Here is a 19,580-nt window from a genome sequence, read left to right as displayed (position 1 = left end):
CGATGAAATCGATGGAAGAAATGATCCAGGCGGCGCAAAAGGCCGCTGAAACGATCCAGAGCCAGATGAATGACATGCAGGCCAAGCTCGACTCAATCGAGGTCGAGGGTCAGTCCGGCGGTGGCCTGGTCAAGGTCCGGGCCAGTGCCAAGGGCCGAATCCTGGCCGTCGAGATCGACGAGAGCCTGATGAAGCCGGAAGAAAAGCAGATGGTGGAAGATCTTGTGACTGCCGCCTTCAACGATGCGCGCGACAAGGCTGACCGGGTTTCGAACCAGGAAATGCAGAAGATGCAGGGCGGGCTGGGGCTGCCGCCGGGGTTCAATTTGCCAGGGATGGGCTGAACCGATTTATGCTAAAACGGTCGCAAGGAACGATGGAGAGACTGACATGGCGACTTTGATGAACGAGCGCGGGACGGGATCGGATGCCGACGTCCGCGCGCAGGTCAGCGACGCGGAATGGGCAGTGCGTGTGGATCTGGCGGCAGCATACCGGCTGGTCGCGTTCTATGGCTGGGATGATCTGATCTTTACGCATCTCTCGGCGCGCGTTCCCGGGCCTGAGCATCACTTCCTGATCAACCCCTATGACATGATGTTCGAGGAAATCACCGCATCCAGCCTGGTCAAGATCGATGTCGACGGCCAGCCGGTGATCCCCACCTCGCATCCGGTCAATCCAGCCGGCTTCACGATCCATTCGGCGCTGCACATGAATTGCGAAGACGCGCATGCGGTGATGCACCTGCACACGCCGGCAGGCCAGGCAGTCAGCGCCATGGCAGACGGGCTGATGGAACACACCCAGACGGGGATGATCGCGCGGCACGATATCGCCTATCACGAGTATGAAGGCATCGCGACCGACCTGGAAGAACGCGAACGTCTGGTTCAGGACATGGGCGACAAGCATGTCATGATCCTGCGCAACCACGGCACGCTGGCGATCGGCAAGACTGTGGGCGAATGCTTCCTGCGGCTCTATTTCCTTGAGCGTGCTTGTGATGCACAGGTAAAAATGCTCTCCGCCGGGCGGGACGGCTTGCACAACCCGCCGCAAGGTACGCCGGAAAAGGTCAAGGCGCAGACCCCTGCCGCGGGCATCGGGATGATCGCCAACGGCCTTGCCTGGCCGGCGCTGCTGCGCAAGCTCGACCGGATCGATCCCAGTTTCCGCGATTGACCTTGGCTAGCGAGACGAACGCCAGACCGGCCTTTGTCATCCGCGCAGGGGACCTGTTGGCGGTCAATTACCTGAGCGAGGGGCACCCACGCCCGCTGGCTGTGGAGTGGATCAATCGCGGCACGGACCAGGTCCTGCGGCAGACCACGCGCGACATGCTGCTGCGAACCCTGTTCCAGCCGGTCGATACCCCGAGTGTCCAGAAACTGCATGACAGTGCGGGGCTGCGGGTTGTTTTCCGGTCTGAAAGCGAGCGCGCGCGTTTTGCTGCCGAGTTCGAAGCGGCGCGCGAACGCGAACAGAATGCCAAGGCGCATCTGATCACAGCGATTTTCGACGCTCGTGAGCCTGCGGAAGCGGCAATCGCCGCGCTTAAACGAGCTGGATTTCCCGAGCGATCTCTCTCGTTGCTGTGCCGCGCCAGCCATTTCAGCGATCCCGATGCAAAGTGGCCGGAAGGGCATGGCCCGCTAGGTATCGCCGGTGCCGTGGCGGGCAGCGGTGTCGCGGGTGCGCTGCTGGGCCTCGCTTTCCTGCTTGTGCCCGGGGTCGGCCCGGTCGCTGCGGCGGGCGCGCTGGCAAGTTCGGCTATCGCCTCGGTCGCATCGGTGAGCGGCATTATCGGCGCTACCGGAGGCGCGATCGCCAAGATGCTGACCGACCATGACGTCGATGGCGTGTCCGCCGCCTTCTATGACCGGCAGATCCAGCGGGGAAAGGTTTTCGTCGCGGTGGATGATCGGCTGACGTCTATCGACGGCTCGATCGCGCGCGAAATACTCGATTCCCACGGCGGGCGGACCCCAGAGGTAACGCAAGGCTGATCGCGCGGAAGCGAGGCAGGTCAGCACTGGTATCGCGGCATCCACAGCTACGCTTGCACTGCCCATTGCGGGCAGCCACGCCGCTACCCATATTCCGGTCAAGGCTCAGCCCCAATGGCGGCCACGGACAGATATGAACCAGCAATTCCCCCTTCTTCCCTTGCGCGACATCGTGGTGTTTCCCGGCATGGTCGTGCCGCTTTTCGTCGGACGCGAAAAATCGGTCGCCGCGCTGGAGGCCGCGATGGAAGCGAGCAAGGACATTTTCCTGCTCGCCCAGCTTGAGCCGGGCTGCGACGATCCCGAGCGTGACGATCTTTATGACGTCGGCGTCGTTGCGCAGGTGCTGCAACTGCTGAAACTGCCTGACGGCACAGTGCGTGTGCTGGTCGAAGGCAAGGCGAGGGCGCGCTTGCATGACCTGCAGGTTGAAGGCGATTATGTGGTTGCCGATGTCGCCTCGCTCGATGGGCAGACCGTGTCGGGCAGTGAAGTAACCGCGCTGATGCGCCAGGTGACCGAGCAGTTTGCCGAATATGCCAAGCTCAACAAGAAGCTGGGCGATGATGCCGCCACCGATATCGGCGATGTCGACGACGCGGGCGAGCTGGCTGACACAATCGCCGCTGCGATCAGCGCCAAGGTTTCCGACAAGCAGGCGCTGCTGACTGAAACCAATCCGCTCAAGCGGCTGGAAATGGTCATGTCCTTCATGGAAGGCGAACTGTCGGTGCTGCAGGTGGAGCGCAAGATCCGCGGCCGCGTGAAGCGCCAGATGGAAAAGACCCAGCGCGAATATTACCTCAACGAACAGCTCAAGGCGATCCAGAGCGAGCTGGGCGGCGGCGATGGTGAAGAAGGCGACGAGATCGCCGAACTGACCGAAAAGATCGAGAAAACCAAGCTTTCCAAGGAAGCGCGCACCAAGGCCACGGCAGAGCTCAAGAAGCTCAAGAGCATGCAGCCGATGAGCGCGGAAGCGACGGTGATCCGCAACTATCTAGATGTGCTGCTGGGCCTCCCGTGGGGCAAGAAGAGCCGCCTGAAGAGGGACATCGGCAAGGCGCAGGAAGTGCTCGACGCCGATCACTACGGGCTGGAAAAGGTCAAGGACCGGATCATCGAATATCTTGCGGTGCAAGCCCGCACGAACAAGCTGAAAGGCCCGATCCTGTGCCTCGTCGGCCCGCCGGGCGTCGGCAAGACTTCGCTTGGCAAGTCGATCGCCAAGGCAACCGGGCGCAAGTTCGTGCGCCAGTCATTGGGCGGCGTGCGCGACGAGGCTGAAATCCGCGGCCACCGTCGCACCTATATCGGCTCGATGCCGGGCAAGATCGTCAGCAACCTCAAGAAGGTCGGTTCGGCGAATCCGCTGTTCCTGCTCGACGAGATCGACAAGCTGGGCCAGGATTTCCGCGGCGATCCGGCTTCGGCCCTGCTCGAAGTGCTCGATCCGGAGCAGAACAATTCGTTCCAGGACCATTATCTGGAACTCGACCTCGACCTTTCGGATGTGATGTTCGTCACCACGGCAAACAGCCTCAACTTGCCGCAGCCGCTGCTTGACCGGATGGAGATCATCCGCCTCGAAGGCTACACCGAGGATGAGAAGGTCGAGATCGCCAAGCGTCACCTGATCCCCAAGCAGATCGAAGCGCATGGCCTGAAGAAGGGCGAATTCGAGCTGACCGAAGCGGGCCTGCGCGACCTGATCCGGCATTACACGCGTGAGGCCGGGGTGCGCACACTGGAGCGGGAGATTGCGCGACTGGCCCGCAAGAGCCTGCGCAAGATCCTGGAGAAGGAAGTGACTTCGGTTACGATCACTCCGGAAAATCTTGGGGACTTCGCCGGCGTCCGCAAGTTCAAGCACGGCATGTCGGAAGACGAGCCACAAGTTGGCGCGGTGACCGGCCTCGCCTGGACTTCGGTGGGCGGTGAATTGCTGACGATCGAAAGCGTCACGACGCCGGGCAAGGGCGAGATCAAGTCGACCGGCAAGCTGGGCGATGTGATGAGCGAAAGCATCGCCGCGGCCTTCAGTTTCGTGAAGGCGCGCGCGCCGGCCTATGGGATCAAGCCTTCGCTGTTCCAGCGCCGCAACATCCATATCCACCTGCCCGAAGGTGCGGTGCCAAAGGACGGCCCCAGCGCAGGTATCGGCATGGTCACTTCGATCGTCTCAGCCCTTACCGGGATTCCCGTGCGTCCGGATGTCGCGATGACCGGTGAGGTGACCTTGCGCGGACGGGTGCTGGCGATCGGCGGGCTCAAGGAAAAGCTGCTGGCTGCGCTGCGTGGCGGTATCAAGACCGTTCTCATCCCGGAAGAGAATGTGAAGGATCTCGCGGAAATTCCGGCCAATGTGAAGGAAGGGCTGGAGATCATTCCGGTCAGCCATGTTGATCGAGTGCTGGAACTGGCGCTGACGGAACGGCTGGAAGCGATCGAATGGAGTGAGGCGGATGATCTCGCCAGCCAGCCAGCGCCGCTTGCGCCGGGTTCAGAGGGCGCTCAGACCGCGCACTGATCTGTCGACGAACAATGGTGCGGCGCAGCGAATCGATACTGCGCCGCGCCCCATATTTGCCCGCTGCGGATGGTTAATCTTGCGAGGCGCATAAGTCGCAACCATCGGTTCGCCGCAATTGGTCCCGATTTCTCCGAAAACGACGCATTTCTGCGCGATTTGCCTTTGACAGCCCCTGCAAAAACGTCTCAATTTGCCTCCCTTCTCAGAGGCGTCGAGCCGAACAGCACACCACATTCGAATTACAGGGGTTTTCGAAGATGAACAAAAACGATCTGATCAGCGCGGTTGCCAATGCCAGCGGCCTGTCAAAAAGCGATGCATCGAGCGCAGTGGAAGGTGTGTTCGATACCATCACTTCGGCATTGTCTGGCGGCGACGAAGTGCGTCTGGTCGGGTTTGGCACCTTCTCTGTGGCAAAGCGCAAGGCATCGACCGGGCGCAACCCCCGTACTGGCGAGCCGATGACGATCAAGGCTTCTAACCAGCCCAAGTTCAAGGCTGGCAAGGGCCTGAAGGACGCGGTGAACTAAGCCAACATTGTGCTGGAGCTGCGTCTCGCGCCCAGCTGAAACGAAGAACCCCGCCATACGGCGGGGTTTTTCTTTTCGGGCCATGGCCAAGCGCGTGTTCAGCCGCCCAGCTTGACCAGCGCGGTCGGTGAATCCGTGGTGCGCTGGTCGACTTTCCATTCCAGTTGCGATTTCCCTGCACTTTCGCGCGGACCCTCATCGGTATTGTTGGCCAGTATCTTGCCGTCGGTCACAATCGTGAAAGTGCCGTCGAGCTTCGGGAAACTCTCCGAAGCCTGCTCCATCTTGCTGCCTGAGCCGAGTGTCTTGAGTGCGGCCATCCCGCCCATCATCGCGCCCAGCGGATTGGCATTGTCCTGCATCGCAAATCCTGGTGCTTCGACCCTTACGACATTGTCATCCCGCAAGATCACCTGGACGAAGAAAGTGGTGTTCGGGAAGCCTTCGATCACGGGGAACATCATGTCGTGACTGAGCTGGCCCGAGGTCGAATAGCTGATGTCGAACACGCCATCGCCCTTGTTATCAACCCGGTTCCAGCCCTTGTGGCGCAGCAACAGCTGGCGCAATTCATCGGCGGCTTCCGGATCGGTCGGGTCGATCCCCGCCATCATGGCCGCCATTTCCTCAGCGTCCTTCTTCGCTTTCGCGGCACGTTCCGCAGCACCTTCGTCCCATTGAGCGCGTTGGTCAGCCAGTTCCTGCGCGGTGCATTCGCGCGGCTCAAATTCATCATCGTAGCATGTCTCGGGTTCGAATTCCTGGCTGGCTTGCTCCATCTGCGCTAGCTTGCTCAAGCCGAGGAAGAAGATCTCGCCCTCATATGTGAAGGCGAATGTGCCATCCTTTTCCAGCACCAGTTCCGACACAAACTTGCCCGGCGTTATCAGACACCCGGTCAACAGCAGCGGTGCGGCCAGAACGAAAAGCAGGCGGGCAAGCATGGCGGGGGTCCTCCTAGGTTCGGGTGGCGACGGCATAAAGCGCGATCGCCGCCGCATTGCTGACATTGAGGCTTTCGATCGCGCGCGTGATGGGCAGCTTGGCCAAGGCATCGCAATGCGCCTCGATATTGTGGCGCATACCGGCGCCTTCCGCGCCCAGCACCAGCGCCACGGGGCCAGCGGGCAGGGCTTCGGCCAGTGTCGCTTCGGCGTGGCCGGTCAGGCCGATCCGCCAGTAACCGGCCTCGGCCATTTCCTCCAGGGCGCGCGCCAGGTTCACCACGCGCACCCATGGCACCACTTCGAGCGCGCCCGACGCAGATTTGCCGACAACACCGGATTCGGGTGGGGCGTGCCGGTCCTGGGTAACGATTGCAGCCGCCCCGAATGCCGCAGCCGAACGCAGGATAGCGCCGACATTGTGCGGATCGGTTACCTGGTCGAGGATCACCAGCGGGTGTGATGCCTCACCGTCCATCACTTCGTCGAGGAACACGTCTTCCAGTGGCGCGCATTCAAGCACTAATCCTTGATGCGGTGCGTCTTTGGCGACCAGACGGGCGAGATCCTGCACATCGGCATATTCGACCGGGAAATCGGGCGGCAGCTCGCCATCGAGCGAATCAATCCCCTCACGCGTCGCCCACAGCTTGCGGTGCTGGCGCTCCGGATTCTTGAGTGCAGCCTCAACCGCATGGCGCCCCCACAGCCGTACGTGCCCGGCGCTGGCGCGGCCTGACCCGCGTCCGCCCTTCATCCGTCCTGCGCGCCCGCGCAACGCTTTGCTTTTATTCTTTGGCATCGGAACGCCATGCCAGCGACTTGCGGCGAGGGAAAGGGCAGTCTTGCGTTTGAGTGTTGGCGGTGGTGGACAGGGCTGGATTCGAACCAGCGTACGCTTGCGCGGGCAGATTTACAGTCTGCTGCCTTTAACCACTCGGCCACCTGTCCACTTACCGGGTCGATGCGGGCGGAAATCCGCCGCTCAAGATGCGCTGCCGCAAAGCACCGCGTCGCCGAGACGCGCCCCTTTGGCGAAGCGGCTTCGCGCTGTCAACAATCATGCAGTGATGCTTGCCCGGATGATCGGCAAAGACTAACCGGCGTCGCATGCACACGACACCCACAAGCCTGACCGGGCGCCCCGTCATCTCCTCGACCGGATTGTTCACTCCCGAGGATGTCATCACCAATGAAGAACTGGTCGCCAGCTTCAACGCCTATGTCGATCGCTTCAACGCCGAACACGCGGCGGCGATTGCAGCAGGCGAGACCGAGCCACTGCAACACAGCTCGGTCGAATTCATCGAGAAGGCGAGCGGCATCAAGGCGCGCCATGTGATGGCAAAGGCGCCCGTGCTCGATCCCGCAATCATGGCGCCGCGCTGGGAAGAACGCGGCAATGACGAGTTGTCGATCATGGCCGAGATCGGGGTCAAAGCGGCGCGTCAGGCGCTGGAGAGGGTGGGGCGCGACCCGCAAGACGTCGATGCCGTACTTTGCGCCGCGTCGAACATGCAGCGCCCCTATCCGGCGATGGCGATCGAGATCCAGCACGCGCTGGGCATCGATGGCTTTGGCTTCGATATGAATGTCGCGTGCTCTTCGGCCACCTTCGGGATCCAGACCGCGGCGGACTATATTCGCGCGGGCAATGCCAATAGCGTGCTGGTGGTGAGTCCCGAAATTACCTCGGGCCATCTCAACTGGCGCGACCGCGACAGCCATTTCATCTTCGGTGACGTGGCAACAGCCGTGCTGGTGGAAGACGCCGCCATCGCCCCAGCGGCGCATTGGGACATTCTGGGTACCAAGCTCAAGACGGTCTTCTCCAACAATATCCGCAACAATTTCGGTTTTCTCAATCGCGCGCATCCCGAAACCGAGGGCACTGCGGACAAGCTGTTCGTCCAGGAAGGGCGCAAGGTGTTCAAGGAAGTCGTGCCCATGGTTGCGCAGATGATCGTGGATGAAGCGGAACGGCTCGGCATCGATCCGCATAGCCTGCGCCGCTTGTGGCTGCACCAGGCCAATGCGGGCATGAACCGCCTGATTTCGCAGCGCGTGCTGGGCCATGAAGCGAGCGAAGACGAAAGCCCCACAGTGCTCGACACATACGCCAACACGTCCAGCGCGGGTTCGATCATCGCCTTCCACAAACATAATGAGGATCTGGCGGCCGGCGATACGGGGCTGATCTGCAGCTTTGGGGCGGGCTACTCCGCGGGGACAGTGTTCGTGCGCAAGACAGCCTGAGCAAAGCAGGCAGGCTTGGCTTGCGGCACCGCGCCGCAGGCCCTAGATGCGGTGCATGGCAGGTGAAATTCTCGATAATCAGGGGCGCGGCAATGTCAGCTGGAGCTGGCCGCCGATCCACCCGGAAGGGCGCAAGTTCGGACTGATCGCGGTGGGGCTCAGCCTCATCCCGTTACTCCTGTTCGACTGGGAGATCATCGGCTGGCCGATGCTGCTGCTGTCAGCCGGCGTGTTCGCGTTTTTCCGCGACCCTGAGCGGGTGGTGCCGCAAGGCGACAATCTGATCGTGGCCCCGGCTGACGGGCTCGTCTCACTGATCACGGTGTGCGAACCGCCCGCCGAATTGCGGCTGGATGACGGTTCGGGCGCGCCCGGCCTGCCTGATGGGCCGGTGACGCGCATCTCGATCTTCATGAGTGTATTTGACGTCCACATCAATCGCGCCCCGATCAGCGGCACGGTGGAACGGCTGGTCTATATCCCCGGCAAGTTCATGAATGCGGACCTCGACAAGGCGAGCGAGGAAAACGAGCGCCAGCATTTCCTGATCGAGCGTCAGGACGGCCTGAAAATCGGCTTCACCCAGATCGCCGGCCTGGTTGCGCGGCGGATCGTGCCCTTTGTGAAGCCGGGCGATATCGTTGCCAGCGGGCAGCGCGTCGGCCTGATCCGCTTCGGCAGCCGGGTTGATGTCTACCTGCCTGCGGGCACTTCGCCCAAGGTGCTGATGGGGCAGAAAATCGTCGCGGGTGAGACCATCCTGGCTGAGGTTGGTACGCAGAAACTGCTCGAAGGCATTTCGCAGTGAACGGCGAGCCGCGCGACGACGGCGCGGTTGAAGGAGCGCCGCGGGTCGGGCCACGCGCCGCGGAGGACGAGATTGCCGTTGGCAGGCCCGGGCGCAGCCTGACGCTACGCGCGCTTTTGCCCAATGCCATCACTGCCGCTGCATTGGCTGCGGGCCTGACCGGGATTCGCTTCGCGATCGCGGGTGAATGGCATCTGGCGGTCTATGCGATTATCCTCGCCGGTTTCCTTGACGGGATTGACGGGCGGATTGCGCGGCTTCTCAAGGCGCAATCGCGCTTTGGGGCCGAGCTCGACAGTCTGGCGGATTCGCTCAGCTTTGGCGTGGCGCCGGCGTTGATCCTGTATCTTTGGTCGATCCAGGACCTGCCGCGGCTGGGCTGGTTCGCATCGCTGGCTTTCGCAATCTGTGCAGCTTTGCGGCTGGCACGATTCAATGCCCAGATCGATACCGATGACCAGCCGCACAAATCGGCCGGGTTCCTGACCGGCGTTCCAGCCCCGGTAGGGGCCGGGCTGGCTTTCCTGCCGTTCTATCTGTGGATGGCGACCGACATGGCCGAGTTCCGCAATCCGGTGTTCGTGTCGATCTGGCTGGCGGCGGTCGGCGTGCTGATGATTTCCAATATCGCGACCTTCAGCTGGAAGTCGATCCGTCCGCGTCGCAGCATCAGGCTGGAAGTGATCGCCGTGTTCGCGCTCGCTTTCGGTGCGTTACTGCAAGAGCCCTGGTGGACGCTTGCGGCGATCTGCGCGATCTACCTGGCGCTGATGCCCTGGGCCCTGATCAAATACGGCCGCATCAAGCGGCAACGGCAAGCGGCGTAACCGGCACTGCCCGCTCCGGCTGACGGGTAGGGCGGAGCATTACCACCGCACCTTCGCTGACAGGGGCAGACCATTCACGGGCGAGTTCGTGCTTCACCGCACCCCAGGCATGCCGTAGCTTGAGCGCGCAATCCGCGAGCACGACCAGTGACACGATTGCCGCCGTGGCGAAAAGGGCGATCAGTGCAAGGCTCAGCATGTTCCGTTCTCCTTGGCGGTGTGCCCGCTTGACTGGGGGCGGGGCGGTTGATAGCACCCTTGTACCGCGTTTGTTCCCATGCATATGTTCTTAATTTGTTCTGTTCGTCAAGCGTGAAAATGACCGCGTCAGCAAATTTTGACGAATCAGGCTGGATTTTTTCCGTTTCGGCAGCTAGGGCGCGCGGCGTTCGCAATCAGGAAAGCCATGGCGGGTTTCCGATGGCGGGCAAATCCACATGGTGAGCGCACATACCGGTGCCTGACGCGGGCGATACCGCAGCAAGGTTCCAGCTCTCCAGAGGCATAACCGGAAAGGAATTGAATTATGGCGGCTTCTACCGTCACCATGCAGCAATTGATCGAGGCCGGCGCACACTTCGGCCACCAGACCCACCGCTGGAACCCGCGGATGAAGCCGTATATCTTCGGCGCCCGTAACGGTGTTCACATCATCGACCTGTCGCAGACCGTTCCGCTGTTCGCGCGCGCACTCGACTTCGTCGAATCGACCGTGCGTGCAGGCGGCAAGGTGCTGTTCGTCGGCACTAAGCGCCAGGCGCAGGAGCCGATCGCGCAGGCTGCCCGCCAGTCGGGCCAGCACTTCGTCAACCACCGCTGGCTGGGCGGCATGCTCACCAACTGGAAGACGATCTCGCAGTCGATCAAGCGCCTCAAGACGTTGGAAGAGCAGCTGTCGGGCGACACCAGCGGTTTGACCAAGAAGGAAGTGCTCAACCTCACCCGTGAGCGTGAGAAGCTTGAAATGTCGCTCGGCGGCATTCGCGACATGGGCGGCATTCCCGACGTGATGTTCGTGATCGACGCCAACAAGGAAGACCTGGCGATCAAGGAAGCCGCTGTGCTCGGCATTCCGGTGATTGCCGTGCTCGACACCAATGTCGATCCGTCAGGCATTGCATTCCCGATCCCGGGCAATGACGATGCCGCACGTGCAGTGCGCCTCTATTGCGACGCCATCGCGGCTGCCGCAATTGCCGGCCGCGGCGGTGCCGTGGCTGACAGCGGTGCCGATATCGGCGCGATGGAACAGCCGCCGGCCGAAGTCGACGCCTGAGGCGTCACGCACTCGTCACCATTACCCCCTAGTGCGCCGGGCGATCCTGAAATCAGGGTACCCGGCGCTCACAGATATATTTGAAAAGGAAACCACCATGGCTGCATTCACTGCTGCTGATGTGAAGGCCCTGCGCGAAAAGACCGGCGCGGGCATGATGGACGCCAAAAAGGCGCTTGAAGAAGCAAACGGCGATATCGAAGCTGCGGTTGACGCGTTACGCGCCAAAGGCCTCGCTACCGCGCAGAAGAAGTCGAGCCGCACGGCCGCTGAAGGCCTGGTCGGCGTTGCTGTCGCTGGGACCAAGGGCGTTGCGGTTGAAGTCAATTCGGAAACGGACTTCGTCGCCAAGAACGACAAGTTCCAGGATTTCGTGCGCAAGACCACTGCGGTTGCGCTTGGACTTGGCGCAGATGACGTCGACGCTCTCAAGGCTTCTGCCTATCCCGACGGCGGCACCGTGTCCGACAAGCTGACCGACAACGTCGCAACCATCGGCGAGAACCAGCAGGTTCGCCGCATGAAGAGCGTGGCTGTGTCGCAAGGCGTGATCGTGCCTTATGTACACAACGCTGCAGCAGAGGGCCTGGGCAAGATCGGCGTGCTGGTAGCGCTCGAAAGCGCCGCCGCTGCTGACGTGCTCGAGCCGCTCGGCAAGCAGCTGGCAATGCACATCGCTTCGATGTTCCCGCAGGCGCTTGATGCCGACGGTCTCGACCCCGAAGTGATCGAGCGTGAGCGCAAGATCGCTGCCGAAAAGGCTGCCGAGAGCGGCAAGCCGGCTGAAGTGCAGGAAAAGATGGTCGATGGCGCGGTGAAGAAATTCGCCAAGGAAAACGCGCTGCTGAGCCAGGCCTTCGTGATGGACAACAAGCTCACCGTCGCTGACGCCGTTGCCAAGGCTGGCAAGGATGCCGGCGCCGAAATCGTCCTGAAGGACTACGTCCGCTTCCAGCTCGGCGAAGGTATCGAAAAGGAAGTCAGCGACTTTGCTGCGGAAGTGGCTGCTGCTGTCGCCGGCTAAGCGGCCTTTAACCTGCAAAGAATGGGGCCACCGGGTGCAGATCCGGTGGCCTTTTCTTTTGCGGGCGGCCGAATCCGGTTTGATGATTAGCGACCTTGGGTTACGACTAACGGCACCGATGCTGCGGGTACTTCACGAACTTCATCTGAGCCATTCCAAGCTGTTCCAGTCGCTTGATCGAGTCCTGAGACGCACGGAAGGTATCACCACCGCCCATCAGGTGATCATGTTCGTCTTGTCGTTTGAGGACGATCTGCCGAGTTCGGAGGTGGCGCGCCGCACCGGTCACAGCAAGTCCCGGCTGACGGGACTGGTAAACACACTTGAAGAGCTCGGGATGGTGGTTCGTGGTGCAAGCTCTAGCGATGGCCGGGTTTCGATATTGAGCCTCACTGAAGAAGGGCGTCAGTTGGTGGCACGCACCAAGGAAGGCCCGCGTGAAATCAACCAGAGGATCCTGGCGCCATTTTCGGAGCAGGAGCAGCAAGTGATTGCCAGGTTCCTGCGCCAGGTTCGCGATATTGCTTCGAGTATCGAGACCAAGCGCTAGGCGGTCGCGGGTTGCCGTTGTGTCGGCCAACGCAGATGAAGGTACTCGACACGGAGAAATTTAGTTCAAGTATTGACTAAGTTGATTGGCCGCGATCTAGCTCGCGTTAAGCAGTGCCAATGCGGTGCTGACGGAAGGAGCCAGCGCCGTGCTTGAATTCGTGCTTGTGTTGAATGCCATCTGGTTCGGCATGGGTTTTCATGCCTTCTATCTGCGCAGGGAAATCTTTGCCAAAGTATTGGTCGCTAATCGGGACCACCGCGATAACGGCGCCTTTGACGCGCTGGTCGAAAGCGGTCGCTTCCTGGGCGGTTTCAACTTCGCCCTGTCCGTATTGAACATCCTGCTGGTCCTCAACTTCGGGAGTTTCGACCGCGATAGCCAATGGGCTGTGCTGCTTGCGTTTAATGCCTTGGCGCATGGTTCGCAATTTGTCGGCAACATCCCGATTGCTTTGCAAAATCGCCGGGGTGGAGGCGCCTGGAATGTCTTTGACGGAGTTATGCTGCGCATTTTCGTGATCGATTTTGCATTGGCAGCCGCCAATGCCACCGCGGCTACGTGGTTATTGGCCTGAAGCGGCCGCGGGTCGGCGTAACTGTTGGTCGGCATTTCGGCACGTTTCGCGCGTAGCAGTGTATCATCGCCATTGCGGTTCTCGGAGCTGGCAATAATGCCGCTCCATAAACAACTCGGATCGCCGGATTTTCAATGAGCAAGTGGCAAGCGGGCGCGGCGTTAATGTTGGGAATGGTTGCGTTGTGCGGCGCGCTGGCCTTTCAAGGATCGGCACAGGTCCCAGCGCAGCGCGGCGAAGGCGCGCCTTACGAACTCCTCGGAACGCAGGTGTTTGACCTATCCGATCCTGCCAGTGGCCTGACCTATCAGGTCTTTGTCAGCCTGCCGCCTAGCTATGGTGAAAGTGCGGCGCGGACCTACCCAGCCGTCTATGTCACAGATGCCGACTATGGCTTCCCCATGTTGCGCCTGATCGGGCGCCGAATGAATGGGGCAGGGCCGCGGGTCGAGGAGTTCATCCTCATTGGCCTGTCTTACGAAAAAGGTCAGGATTCGATGGCCAGCCGCCGCCGCGATTACACGCCAACCCCCAACGGCGCCTCGGACGCGCCGAAGGACGCTCGCCATGGCGAATCTTTGCGTTATCGCGATTATCTGCGCGATACGGTCATCCCGTTTGTCGAGGGCCGATTCCGGGCTGCACCAGACCGCAGGGTTTATGTCGGCCATTCCTATGGCGGCCTGCTGGGCGCGCAGATCCTAATGACCGCCCCCGAAATGTTCAGCGGTTATGTGCTGGGCAGCCCGTCTTTCTGGTACGACAAGAAATACCTCTTGAGACAAGCTCCAGGCCTGCTCGACCGGCTGCCTTCGATCGATGCGGATGTGTACATGTACGTGGGCGAATATGAGGCGCAGCGGATCGGCGACCGGCGTTACATGCAGGAAGTGGACATGGTGGCAGACAACCGCGTCTTTGCCGAAATGCTCCGCGAGAGGGGTTACCCGGCGCTGCAGCTGCAATCGGACGTGTTGCCGGATGAAGACCATATGTCGGTCGCGCCGCGCGGCTTTACCAAGGGCCTGCTGCACACGCTTCGGGCGCAATAGGCGTGCGGGAATAGCGGCCTTTCCCTTTGCGCGCAGCGGACTTGGTGGCTAAGGACTCAGCCCAGTTCGCAACCCGCAAGGATTCTGACCGCCAATGTCCGCTCACCCTTACAAACGCATCCTCCTCAAGCTTTCGGGCGAGGTGCTGATGGGGGACCAGCAGTTCGGGATCGACCCGGCGTTCGTTGCCGAGCTCGCCAAGGAAGTGAAAGCGGCCAAGGATACCGGCCTTGAAATCTGCCTGGTGATCGGTGGCGGCAATATCTTCCGCGGGATGGCGGGTGCTGCCCAGGGGATGGACCGCGCGCAGGCTGACTATATGGGCATGCTCGCGACCGTAATGAACGCGCTGGCGATGCAGAACGCGCTGGAGCAACTGGGGGTCCACACGCGCGTGCAGAGCGCCATCCAGATGGACCAGGTGTGCGAACCGGTGATCCGCCGGCGGGCCGAGCGGCACCTAGAAAAGGGCCGTGTGGTGATTTTCGCGGCAGGTGTCGGCAGCCCCTATTTCACCACCGATAGCGGCGCGGCGCTGCGTGCCGCGGAAATGAAATGTGACGCCTTGCTCAAGGGCACCAGCGTGGATGGGGTCTATGATAGCGATCCCAAGCGCAACCCGGATGCAAAACGTTTTGACACAGTAACTTATGACAAGGTTCTGGCAGATAATCTCAAGGTTATGGACGCCTCTGCCGTGGCGCTTTGCCGCGACAACGAGATTCCCATCGTGGTCTTCTCGATCCGCGAGAAAGGCAACCTTGCCCGGGTACTCGCGGGCGAGGGCGTCCAGACCATCGTGCAAGACAACTGAAAGCTAAAGACAAGAGGAAGCCTAAGCCATGCCACAATATGACAAGGCAGACGTCGAACGCCGAATGAAAGGTGCCGTGGAATCGCTTAAGAGCGATCTGGGGGGGCTGCGCACCGGCCGCGCCAATACCAGCCTGCTCGATCCGGTGGTGTGCGAGGTCTATGGTGCGATGATGCCGCTGAGCCAGGTGGCAACCGTCTCCGCGCCTGAGCCGCGCATGCTGAGCGTGCAGGTGTGGGACAAGGGCAACCTCATCGCGGTAGAAAAAGGCATCGCCAAGGCCAACCTCGGCCTGAATCCGATGATCGATGGCCAGACCATACGCCTGCCACTGCCCGATCTGACCGAAGAGCGGCGCAAGGAACTGGCGAAGCTTGCCGGCGAATATGGCGAGAAGGGCAAGATCGCGATCCGCAATGTCCGCCGCGATGCCAATGAGGCGCTCAAGACCGACGAGAAGAAGAAGGATATCTCCGAAGACGAGCGCAAGCGCAGCGAAGACGAAGTCCAGAAGCTGACCGACAAATATGTCGCGGAAACCGATGAAGCGGTAGCGAAGAAGGTCCAGGAAATCCTGTCGCAGTGACGGGCGGGATAGCCGGAGGGGATTGATGGGCGAGCAGCCCTCAGACACGGCAGGGCGCGCACACCACGTTGCCATCATCATGGATGGCAATGGCCGCTGGGCCAAGAAGCGCGGCTTGCCGCGCTCGGTCGGGCACCAGCGCGGGGTCGAGGCTGTGCGCAAGCTAGTGCGCAGCCTCAATGGCTCCGGGCTCGAATGCTTGACGCTTTACGCCTTCAGCAGCGAGAACTGGAAGCGCTCGGAAGACGAGGTCGATGACCTGATGAACCTGATGCGCAAGTTCATCAAATCGGACCTGCCGGAATTCATTGCAAACAATGTGAAGCTGAAGATTATCGGCGATTGGCAATCACTTGCACCCGATATCGTGGAAATGCTGGAAGATGCGCTGGCAAAGACACGCGAGGGCACACACACCGTGGCGGTGGCGCTCAATTACGGTTCGCAGCAGGAGATTGTGCGGGCCGCCCGAAAAGCGGCGAATGAAGGCGAGATAACCGTAGAAGCGCTGCAAAAGCATCTCGACACGGCAGACTTGCCGCCGCTTGACCTGCTGATCCGCACGAGCGGCGAAATCCGCCTGTCGAATTTCCTGCTGTGGCAATCGGCCTATGCCGAAATGCTGTTCGTCGATACGTTGTGGCCCGATTTCACGCCCGCGATGCTGCAGCAGGCGCTGGACGATTTCGCGCGAAGGGAGCGGCGCTTTGGCGGACGTTGAGAAGGTTACGAAGACATCCGACCTGCCGGTGCGTTTCGCATCGGCCGTGGTGATGCTGGCAGTCGCGGGAACGGCGCTGTGGCTGGGGGGCGTGGTGTTCGATGCTTTCGCGCTGCTGGTTGCCGTCTTGTGCGTTTCCGAGTTCGGGCGGCTGGCGACACAGGCCTTCGCAGGCAGGGCGGCCCGGCTGGTCGCGCTGCTGCTTGGCGGCATATACGTCGCTACTGCTGCCTATTCGCTTGTTACCTTGCCGGAGGCGGTTGTTCTGGGCGTAGTCGCCGTAGTCGTTGCCACCGATGTTGGAGCCTATTTTTCGGGGCGGGCAATCGGCGGTCCCAAGATTGCGCCGAAGATCAGCCCCTCGAAGACCTGGGCGGGTCTCGGGGGCGGTATGCTCGCTGCGGGCCTGGTATCCGCAGGGACATTTGCCTGGAATACGGGCGAACTGGTCTTCCGTCCGATGCTGTTCATCGCCTTTGCGATCGGTGCGGCACTGGCGGTGGTGGCGCAAGCGGGCGACTTTTTCGAAAGCTGGCTGAAGCGCAAGGCGGGTGTGAAGGACAGTTCGAAGCTGATCCCCGGCCATGGCGGCGTGTTTGACCGGGTTGACGGCCTGCTGCCGGTGGCGATCGTGGTCGTATTTCCTGTGGGGCCTGCATCCGGCATGACCCGTTTGATTTCGATCCTTGGTGCAACCGGATCGGTGGGCGAACAGACGCTCGACCTGATCCGCCGCAATCGTGACCGCTGGCAGGTCGAAGCGCTCACCGCCAATTGCTCGGCGCAGCAGCTGGCGGCATTCGCGCGCGAATTCGGCGCGAAAATGGCCGTGGTCAGCGACGAAGGCTGCCTGCCCGAGTTGCGCGAGGCGCTGGCAGGTAGCGGCGTCGAAGCGGCGGGTGGGCGCCAGGCGCTGTGCGAAGCCGCCGCCCGCCCGGTCGACATCACCGTGGCAGCGATCGTTGGCTGTGCGGGGCTGGCACCGGTGATGGCGGCGATCGAGCGCGGCGGCACGGTGGCGCTGGCCAACAAGGAAGCGCTGGTTTCCGCGGGCGATGTGATGACCGCCGCCGTGGCGCAACACGGTGCTACCTTGCTGCCGGTCGACAGCGAACATAACGCGATCTTCCAGTGCCTGCAGGGCAACCGGATCGAGGATGTCGCGCGGATCACGCTGACCGCCAGCGGCGGCCCGTTGCGCACCTGGACGCCTGAGCAGCTCGCTGCGGCGACACCTGCACAGGCAATGGCACATCCCAATTGGGACATGGGCGCCAAGATCAGCGTCGACAGCGCCACCATGATGAACAAGGGCCTCGAATATATTGAGGCGCACCACCTGTTCCCGGTCGGGCTGGATCGCCTCAAGATCGTGGTCCATCCGCAAAGCGTGATCCATTCGATGGTCGAGTATCGCGACCGGTCCACGCTGGCGCAGCTTGGCCCCTCGGACATGCGCGTACCAATCGCTTCGTGCCTCGCCTGGCCGCAGCGGATGGACACGCCGATGGCACCGCTTGATCTGGCGGCGATTGGCGAGCTGACCTTCTTTGCGCCTGACGAGCAGCGCTTTCCCGCCACACGGCTCGCGCGCGAGGCGATCGAAGCCGGGGGTGGGGCACCCGCCACGCTCAACGCGGCCAATGAAGTCGCCGTTGCGGCCTTCCTGGCTGGTCAGATCGGGTTCATGCGCATTGCCGCAGTGGTGGAAAGCACACTAACCCGCTATAGCGCCGCAGCGCCGGAAAGCCTCGATGACGTCTTGCGCGTCGATCAGGAAGCCCGCGCGCATGCCAAGGAATTGCTGGAGCACGCCTAATTGTTTGAATCGGCACCATTCTGGATGTGGATCGTCGGCTTCCTGCTCGTGCTGGGGCCGCTGGTTACCGTACACGAGCTGGGACATTACCTTGTCGGACGCTGGTTCGGGGTGAAGGCCGATGCCTTTTCGATCGGTTTCGGCAAGGAATTGGCTGGCTGGACCGACCGGCGCGGCACGCGCTGGAAACTCGCGGCGATCCCGCTGGGCGGCTATGTCCAGTTCAAGGGGGACATGAACCCGGCCAGCATTGCGGATCCCAATGCGCCGCACGATGACGACACTTTCCAGTGCAAACCCTTGTGGCAACGCGCGCTGATCGTATTCGCGGGCCCCGCCACCAATTTGCTGGTGGCTGTTGCGATCTTTGCCTCGTTCAACATGGCCTTTGGCAAGGTCGAGGCGCACAATGAAATCGGGCGTTTTGCCGAAGTTTCTGCGGCCCGCGATGCAGGCTTGCAGGAAGGCGACCTCATTACCCGGATCGATGGCAACCGGATCGAGCAATTCGACGATATTGGCCCGTTGGTCATGATGTTCCCCGGACGAACAGTCGACATCACCTACCTGCGCGACGGGGCGGAAAGCACCATTCCGGTGGAGATCGGCGAAACGGTCGAGCGTGACCGCTTCGGCAATGAATCACGCGTCGGGCGGCTGGGGATCTATTCGCAGGAGCCTGAACTGGTTCCCGTGGGGCCGGTTGAATCCGTCGGTCTGGCGTTCGAGCAAAGCTTTGGCCTGATGGACATGATGATCACCGGGATCAAGCAGATCGTTCTGGGTGACCGGTCGATCAAGGAATTGGGCGGACCGATCAAGATCGCCAAATACTCGGGCGAACAGATGAGCCTCGGCCTGTTGCCGCTGGTCAGCTTTGCTGCGCTGATCTCGCTTAATTTGGCATTCATTAACCTGCTGCCAATCCCTGCGCTCGACGGCGGGCACCTGGCTTTCTATGCGGCAGAAGCGATCCGCCGGAAGCCAGTCGGTCCGCGCGGTCAGGAACTGGCTTACCGCACCGGCATGGCTCTCGTGCTGATGTTGATGGTGGTGGTCACGGTGAACGACATCGTCTCGCTGCCGATATTCGGGAGTTAGTCGGGGAAAGGGCACCGTCGGGCGGCGATTGGCGGTATGCACCGCTTGATTGCAACCTGTGCATCGGGCACAGGCGGCGGGAACATGGCCAAGACCGGATACGCCGGTTTTTCTTGGTCGAGACTAGAAGTTTTGAGTTGGACGGGAAGCTTG

General features: G+C 61.5%; 21 protein-coding genes, 1 tRNA gene and 1 pseudogene. 19 read left to right on the top strand and 4 right to left on the bottom strand.

The annotated features are described in order from the left end of the window. Nucleotides 1–2: 2 nt before the first annotated feature. The 5 genes from G6N82_RS03020 to G6N82_RS03000 all read left to right on the top strand — a co-directional run bounded on the left by G6N82_RS03020 (nt 3) and on the right by G6N82_RS03000 (nt 5,072). On the top strand, nt 3–344 hold the full coding sequence (locus G6N82_RS03020) for a YbaB/EbfC family nucleoid-associated protein (protein ID WP_165193593.1): 342 nt from the start codon (nt 3–5) through the stop codon (nt 342–344). Between the two features lie 46 nt (nt 345–390). Beyond that, nucleotides 391–1,185: a class II aldolase/adducin family protein gene (locus G6N82_RS03015; protein ID WP_241255171.1), complete on the top strand. Its 795-nt coding sequence runs from the start codon at nt 391–393 to the stop codon at nt 1,183–1,185. A gap of 2 nt (nt 1,186–1,187) precedes the next feature. Then, complete coding sequence (locus G6N82_RS03010; RefSeq protein ID WP_241255170.1) at nt 1,188–2,009, top strand: hypothetical protein; 822 nt, start codon at nt 1,188–1,190, stop codon at nt 2,007–2,009. A 133-nt stretch (nt 2,010–2,142) separates the two neighbouring features. Further along, on the top strand, nt 2,143–4,539 hold the full coding sequence (gene lon / locus G6N82_RS03005; RefSeq protein WP_165193589.1) for an endopeptidase La: 2,397 nt from the start codon (nt 2,143–2,145) through the stop codon (nt 4,537–4,539). Between the two features lie 146 nt (nt 4,540–4,685). After that, on the top strand, nt 4,686–5,072 hold the full coding sequence (locus G6N82_RS03000) for an HU family DNA-binding protein (RefSeq protein ID WP_346773759.1): 387 nt from the start codon (nt 4,686–4,688) through the stop codon (nt 5,070–5,072). A gap of 98 nt (nt 5,073–5,170) precedes the next feature. Here G6N82_RS03000 and G6N82_RS02995 read toward each other — a convergent pair whose 3' ends face one another. From G6N82_RS02995 to G6N82_RS02985, 3 genes are all read right to left on the bottom strand, one after another. Further along, a complete protein-coding gene (locus G6N82_RS02995; protein WP_165193585.1) occupies nt 5,171–6,016 on the bottom strand; it encodes a hypothetical protein in 846 nt (281 codons plus the stop codon). 13 nt (nt 6,017–6,029) lie between these two features. After that, a complete protein-coding gene (gene rlmB, locus G6N82_RS02990) occupies nt 6,030–6,818 on the bottom strand; it encodes a 23S rRNA (guanosine(2251)-2'-O)-methyltransferase RlmB (protein WP_165193583.1) in 789 nt (262 codons plus the stop codon). A 63-nt stretch (nt 6,819–6,881) separates the two neighbouring features. Then, nucleotides 6,882–6,967 (bottom strand) — tRNA-Tyr (locus tag G6N82_RS02985). Between the two features lie 159 nt (nt 6,968–7,126). Here G6N82_RS02985 and G6N82_RS02980 point away from each other — a divergent pair. From G6N82_RS02980 to pssA, 3 genes are all read left to right on the top strand, one after another. After that, on the top strand, nt 7,127–8,272 hold the full coding sequence (locus tag G6N82_RS02980) for a beta-ketoacyl-ACP synthase III (protein ID WP_165193581.1): 1,146 nt from the start codon (nt 7,127–7,129) through the stop codon (nt 8,270–8,272). A 55-nt stretch (nt 8,273–8,327) separates the two neighbouring features. After that, complete coding sequence (locus G6N82_RS02975; RefSeq protein WP_165193579.1) at nt 8,328–9,080, top strand: phosphatidylserine decarboxylase; 753 nt, start codon at nt 8,328–8,330, stop codon at nt 9,078–9,080. A 71-nt stretch (nt 9,081–9,151) separates the two neighbouring features. Next, nucleotides 9,152–9,907: a CDP-diacylglycerol--serine O-phosphatidyltransferase gene (gene pssA, locus G6N82_RS02970; RefSeq protein ID WP_241255240.1), complete on the top strand. Its 756-nt coding sequence runs from the start codon at nt 9,152–9,154 to the stop codon at nt 9,905–9,907. On the opposite strand, the gene G6N82_RS02965 is transcribed toward pssA, so the two are convergent. After that, the gene (locus tag G6N82_RS02965) at nt 9,882–10,106 is read right to left on the bottom strand and encodes a hypothetical protein (protein WP_165193575.1); all 225 of its coding nucleotides are present in this window, start codon (nt 10,104–10,106) and stop codon (nt 9,882–9,884) included. The genes pssA and G6N82_RS02965 overlap by 26 nt on opposite strands. 327 nt (nt 10,107–10,433) lie before the next feature. Between G6N82_RS02965 and rpsB the strand changes: the two genes are divergently transcribed. From rpsB to rseP, 11 genes and pseudogenes are all read left to right on the top strand, one after another. After that, entirely contained in the window at nt 10,434–11,183 is a 750-nt protein-coding gene (rpsB, locus tag G6N82_RS02960; protein ID WP_165193573.1) for a 30S ribosomal protein S2, read from the top strand. Between the two features lie 97 nt (nt 11,184–11,280). Further along, a complete protein-coding gene (tsf, locus tag G6N82_RS02955) occupies nt 11,281–12,207 on the top strand; it encodes a translation elongation factor Ts (RefSeq protein WP_165193571.1) in 927 nt (308 codons plus the stop codon). Next, nucleotides 12,173–12,757 (top strand): MarR family transcriptional regulator, encoded by a 585-nt coding sequence (locus G6N82_RS02950; protein WP_165193569.1) that lies wholly within the window; start codon nt 12,173–12,175, stop codon nt 12,755–12,757. Before tsf ends, G6N82_RS02950 begins: the two co-directional genes overlap by 35 nt. A 148-nt stretch (nt 12,758–12,905) precedes the next feature. After that, nucleotides 12,906–13,334 carry a hypothetical protein gene (locus G6N82_RS02945; RefSeq protein WP_206520284.1) on the top strand — a complete coding sequence of 143 codons (429 nt, stop codon included), beginning with the start codon at nt 12,906–12,908 and terminating at the stop codon, nt 13,332–13,334. A gap of 134 nt (nt 13,335–13,468) precedes the next feature. Further along, nucleotides 13,469–14,386 carry an alpha/beta hydrolase-fold protein gene (locus tag G6N82_RS02940; protein WP_165193567.1) on the top strand — a complete coding sequence of 306 codons (918 nt, stop codon included), beginning with the start codon at nt 13,469–13,471 and terminating at the stop codon, nt 14,384–14,386. Between the two features lie 94 nt (nt 14,387–14,480). Then, nucleotides 14,481–15,200, top strand: coding sequence for a UMP kinase (gene pyrH / locus G6N82_RS02935; protein ID WP_165193565.1), 720 nt, complete (start codon nt 14,481–14,483; stop codon nt 15,198–15,200). 28 nt (nt 15,201–15,228) lie between these two features. Further along, a complete protein-coding gene (gene frr / locus G6N82_RS02930; RefSeq protein WP_165193563.1) occupies nt 15,229–15,786 on the top strand; it encodes a ribosome recycling factor in 558 nt (185 codons plus the stop codon). A 25-nt stretch (nt 15,787–15,811) separates the two neighbouring features. Then, complete coding sequence (uppS, locus tag G6N82_RS02925; protein ID WP_165193561.1) at nt 15,812–16,507, top strand: polyprenyl diphosphate synthase; 696 nt, start codon at nt 15,812–15,814, stop codon at nt 16,505–16,507. Then, nucleotides 16,398–17,135, top strand: a pseudogene (locus tag G6N82_RS14840) (phosphatidate cytidylyltransferase); the annotation flags it as partial. The gene uppS and the pseudogene G6N82_RS14840, both read left to right, overlap by 110 nt. A gap of 36 nt (nt 17,136–17,171) precedes the next feature. Continuing rightward, entirely contained in the window at nt 17,172–18,326 is a 1,155-nt protein-coding gene (locus G6N82_RS14835; RefSeq protein ID WP_206520333.1) for a 1-deoxy-D-xylulose-5-phosphate reductoisomerase, read from the top strand. Between the two features lie 24 nt (nt 18,327–18,350). Further along, complete coding sequence (gene rseP / locus G6N82_RS02915; protein ID WP_165197905.1) at nt 18,351–19,427, top strand: RIP metalloprotease RseP; 1,077 nt, start codon at nt 18,351–18,353, stop codon at nt 19,425–19,427. Nucleotides 19,428–19,580: the final 153 nt, after the last annotated feature.

This window comes from Altererythrobacter sp. BO-6 (genome assembly GCF_011047315.1).
Taxonomy (GTDB): domain Bacteria; phylum Pseudomonadota; class Alphaproteobacteria; order Sphingomonadales; family Sphingomonadaceae; genus Erythrobacter.
Note: the sequence above shows the minus strand (reverse complement) of the source record. Positions and strands in the feature narration are given on the sequence as shown.

What these genes read in the sequence shown, in the direction of transcription:
- rlmB (WP_165193583.1), bottom strand. Translation starts at nt 6,818, where the DNA reads ATGCCAAAGAATAAAAGCAAAGCGTTGCGCGGGCGCGCAGGACGGATG.
- G6N82_RS03015 (WP_241255171.1), top strand. Translation starts at nt 391, where the DNA reads ATGGCGACTTTGATGAACGAGCGCGGGACGGGATCGGATGCCGACGTC.
- lon (WP_165193589.1), top strand. Translation starts at nt 2,143, where the DNA reads ATGAACCAGCAATTCCCCCTTCTTCCCTTGCGCGACATCGTGGTGTTT.
- rseP (WP_165197905.1), top strand. Translation starts at nt 18,351, where the DNA reads ATGTGGATCGTCGGCTTCCTGCTCGTGCTGGGGCCGCTGGTTACCGTA.
- G6N82_RS02940 (WP_165193567.1), top strand. Translation starts at nt 13,469, where the DNA reads ATGAGCAAGTGGCAAGCGGGCGCGGCGTTAATGTTGGGAATGGTTGCG.
- pyrH (WP_165193565.1), top strand. Translation starts at nt 14,481, where the DNA reads ATGTCCGCTCACCCTTACAAACGCATCCTCCTCAAGCTTTCGGGCGAG.
- uppS (WP_165193561.1), top strand. Translation starts at nt 15,812, where the DNA reads ATGGGCGAGCAGCCCTCAGACACGGCAGGGCGCGCACACCACGTTGCC.
- G6N82_RS02995 (WP_165193585.1), bottom strand. Translation starts at nt 6,016, where the DNA reads ATGCTTGCCCGCCTGCTTTTCGTTCTGGCCGCACCGCTGCTGTTGACC.
- tsf (WP_165193571.1), top strand. Translation starts at nt 11,281, where the DNA reads ATGGCTGCATTCACTGCTGCTGATGTGAAGGCCCTGCGCGAAAAGACC.
- G6N82_RS02980 (WP_165193581.1), top strand. Translation starts at nt 7,127, where the DNA reads ATGCACACGACACCCACAAGCCTGACCGGGCGCCCCGTCATCTCCTCG.
- frr (WP_165193563.1), top strand. Translation starts at nt 15,229, where the DNA reads ATGCCACAATATGACAAGGCAGACGTCGAACGCCGAATGAAAGGTGCC.
- G6N82_RS03020 (WP_165193593.1), top strand. Translation starts at nt 3, where the DNA reads ATGAAATCGATGGAAGAAATGATCCAGGCGGCGCAAAAGGCCGCTGAA.
- G6N82_RS02975 (WP_165193579.1), top strand. Translation starts at nt 8,328, where the DNA reads ATGGCAGGTGAAATTCTCGATAATCAGGGGCGCGGCAATGTCAGCTGG.
- G6N82_RS02965 (WP_165193575.1), bottom strand. Translation starts at nt 10,106, where the DNA reads ATGCTGAGCCTTGCACTGATCGCCCTTTTCGCCACGGCGGCAATCGTG.
- G6N82_RS14835 (WP_206520333.1), top strand. Translation starts at nt 17,172, where the DNA reads ATGACCCGTTTGATTTCGATCCTTGGTGCAACCGGATCGGTGGGCGAA.
- rpsB (WP_165193573.1), top strand. Translation starts at nt 10,434, where the DNA reads ATGGCGGCTTCTACCGTCACCATGCAGCAATTGATCGAGGCCGGCGCA.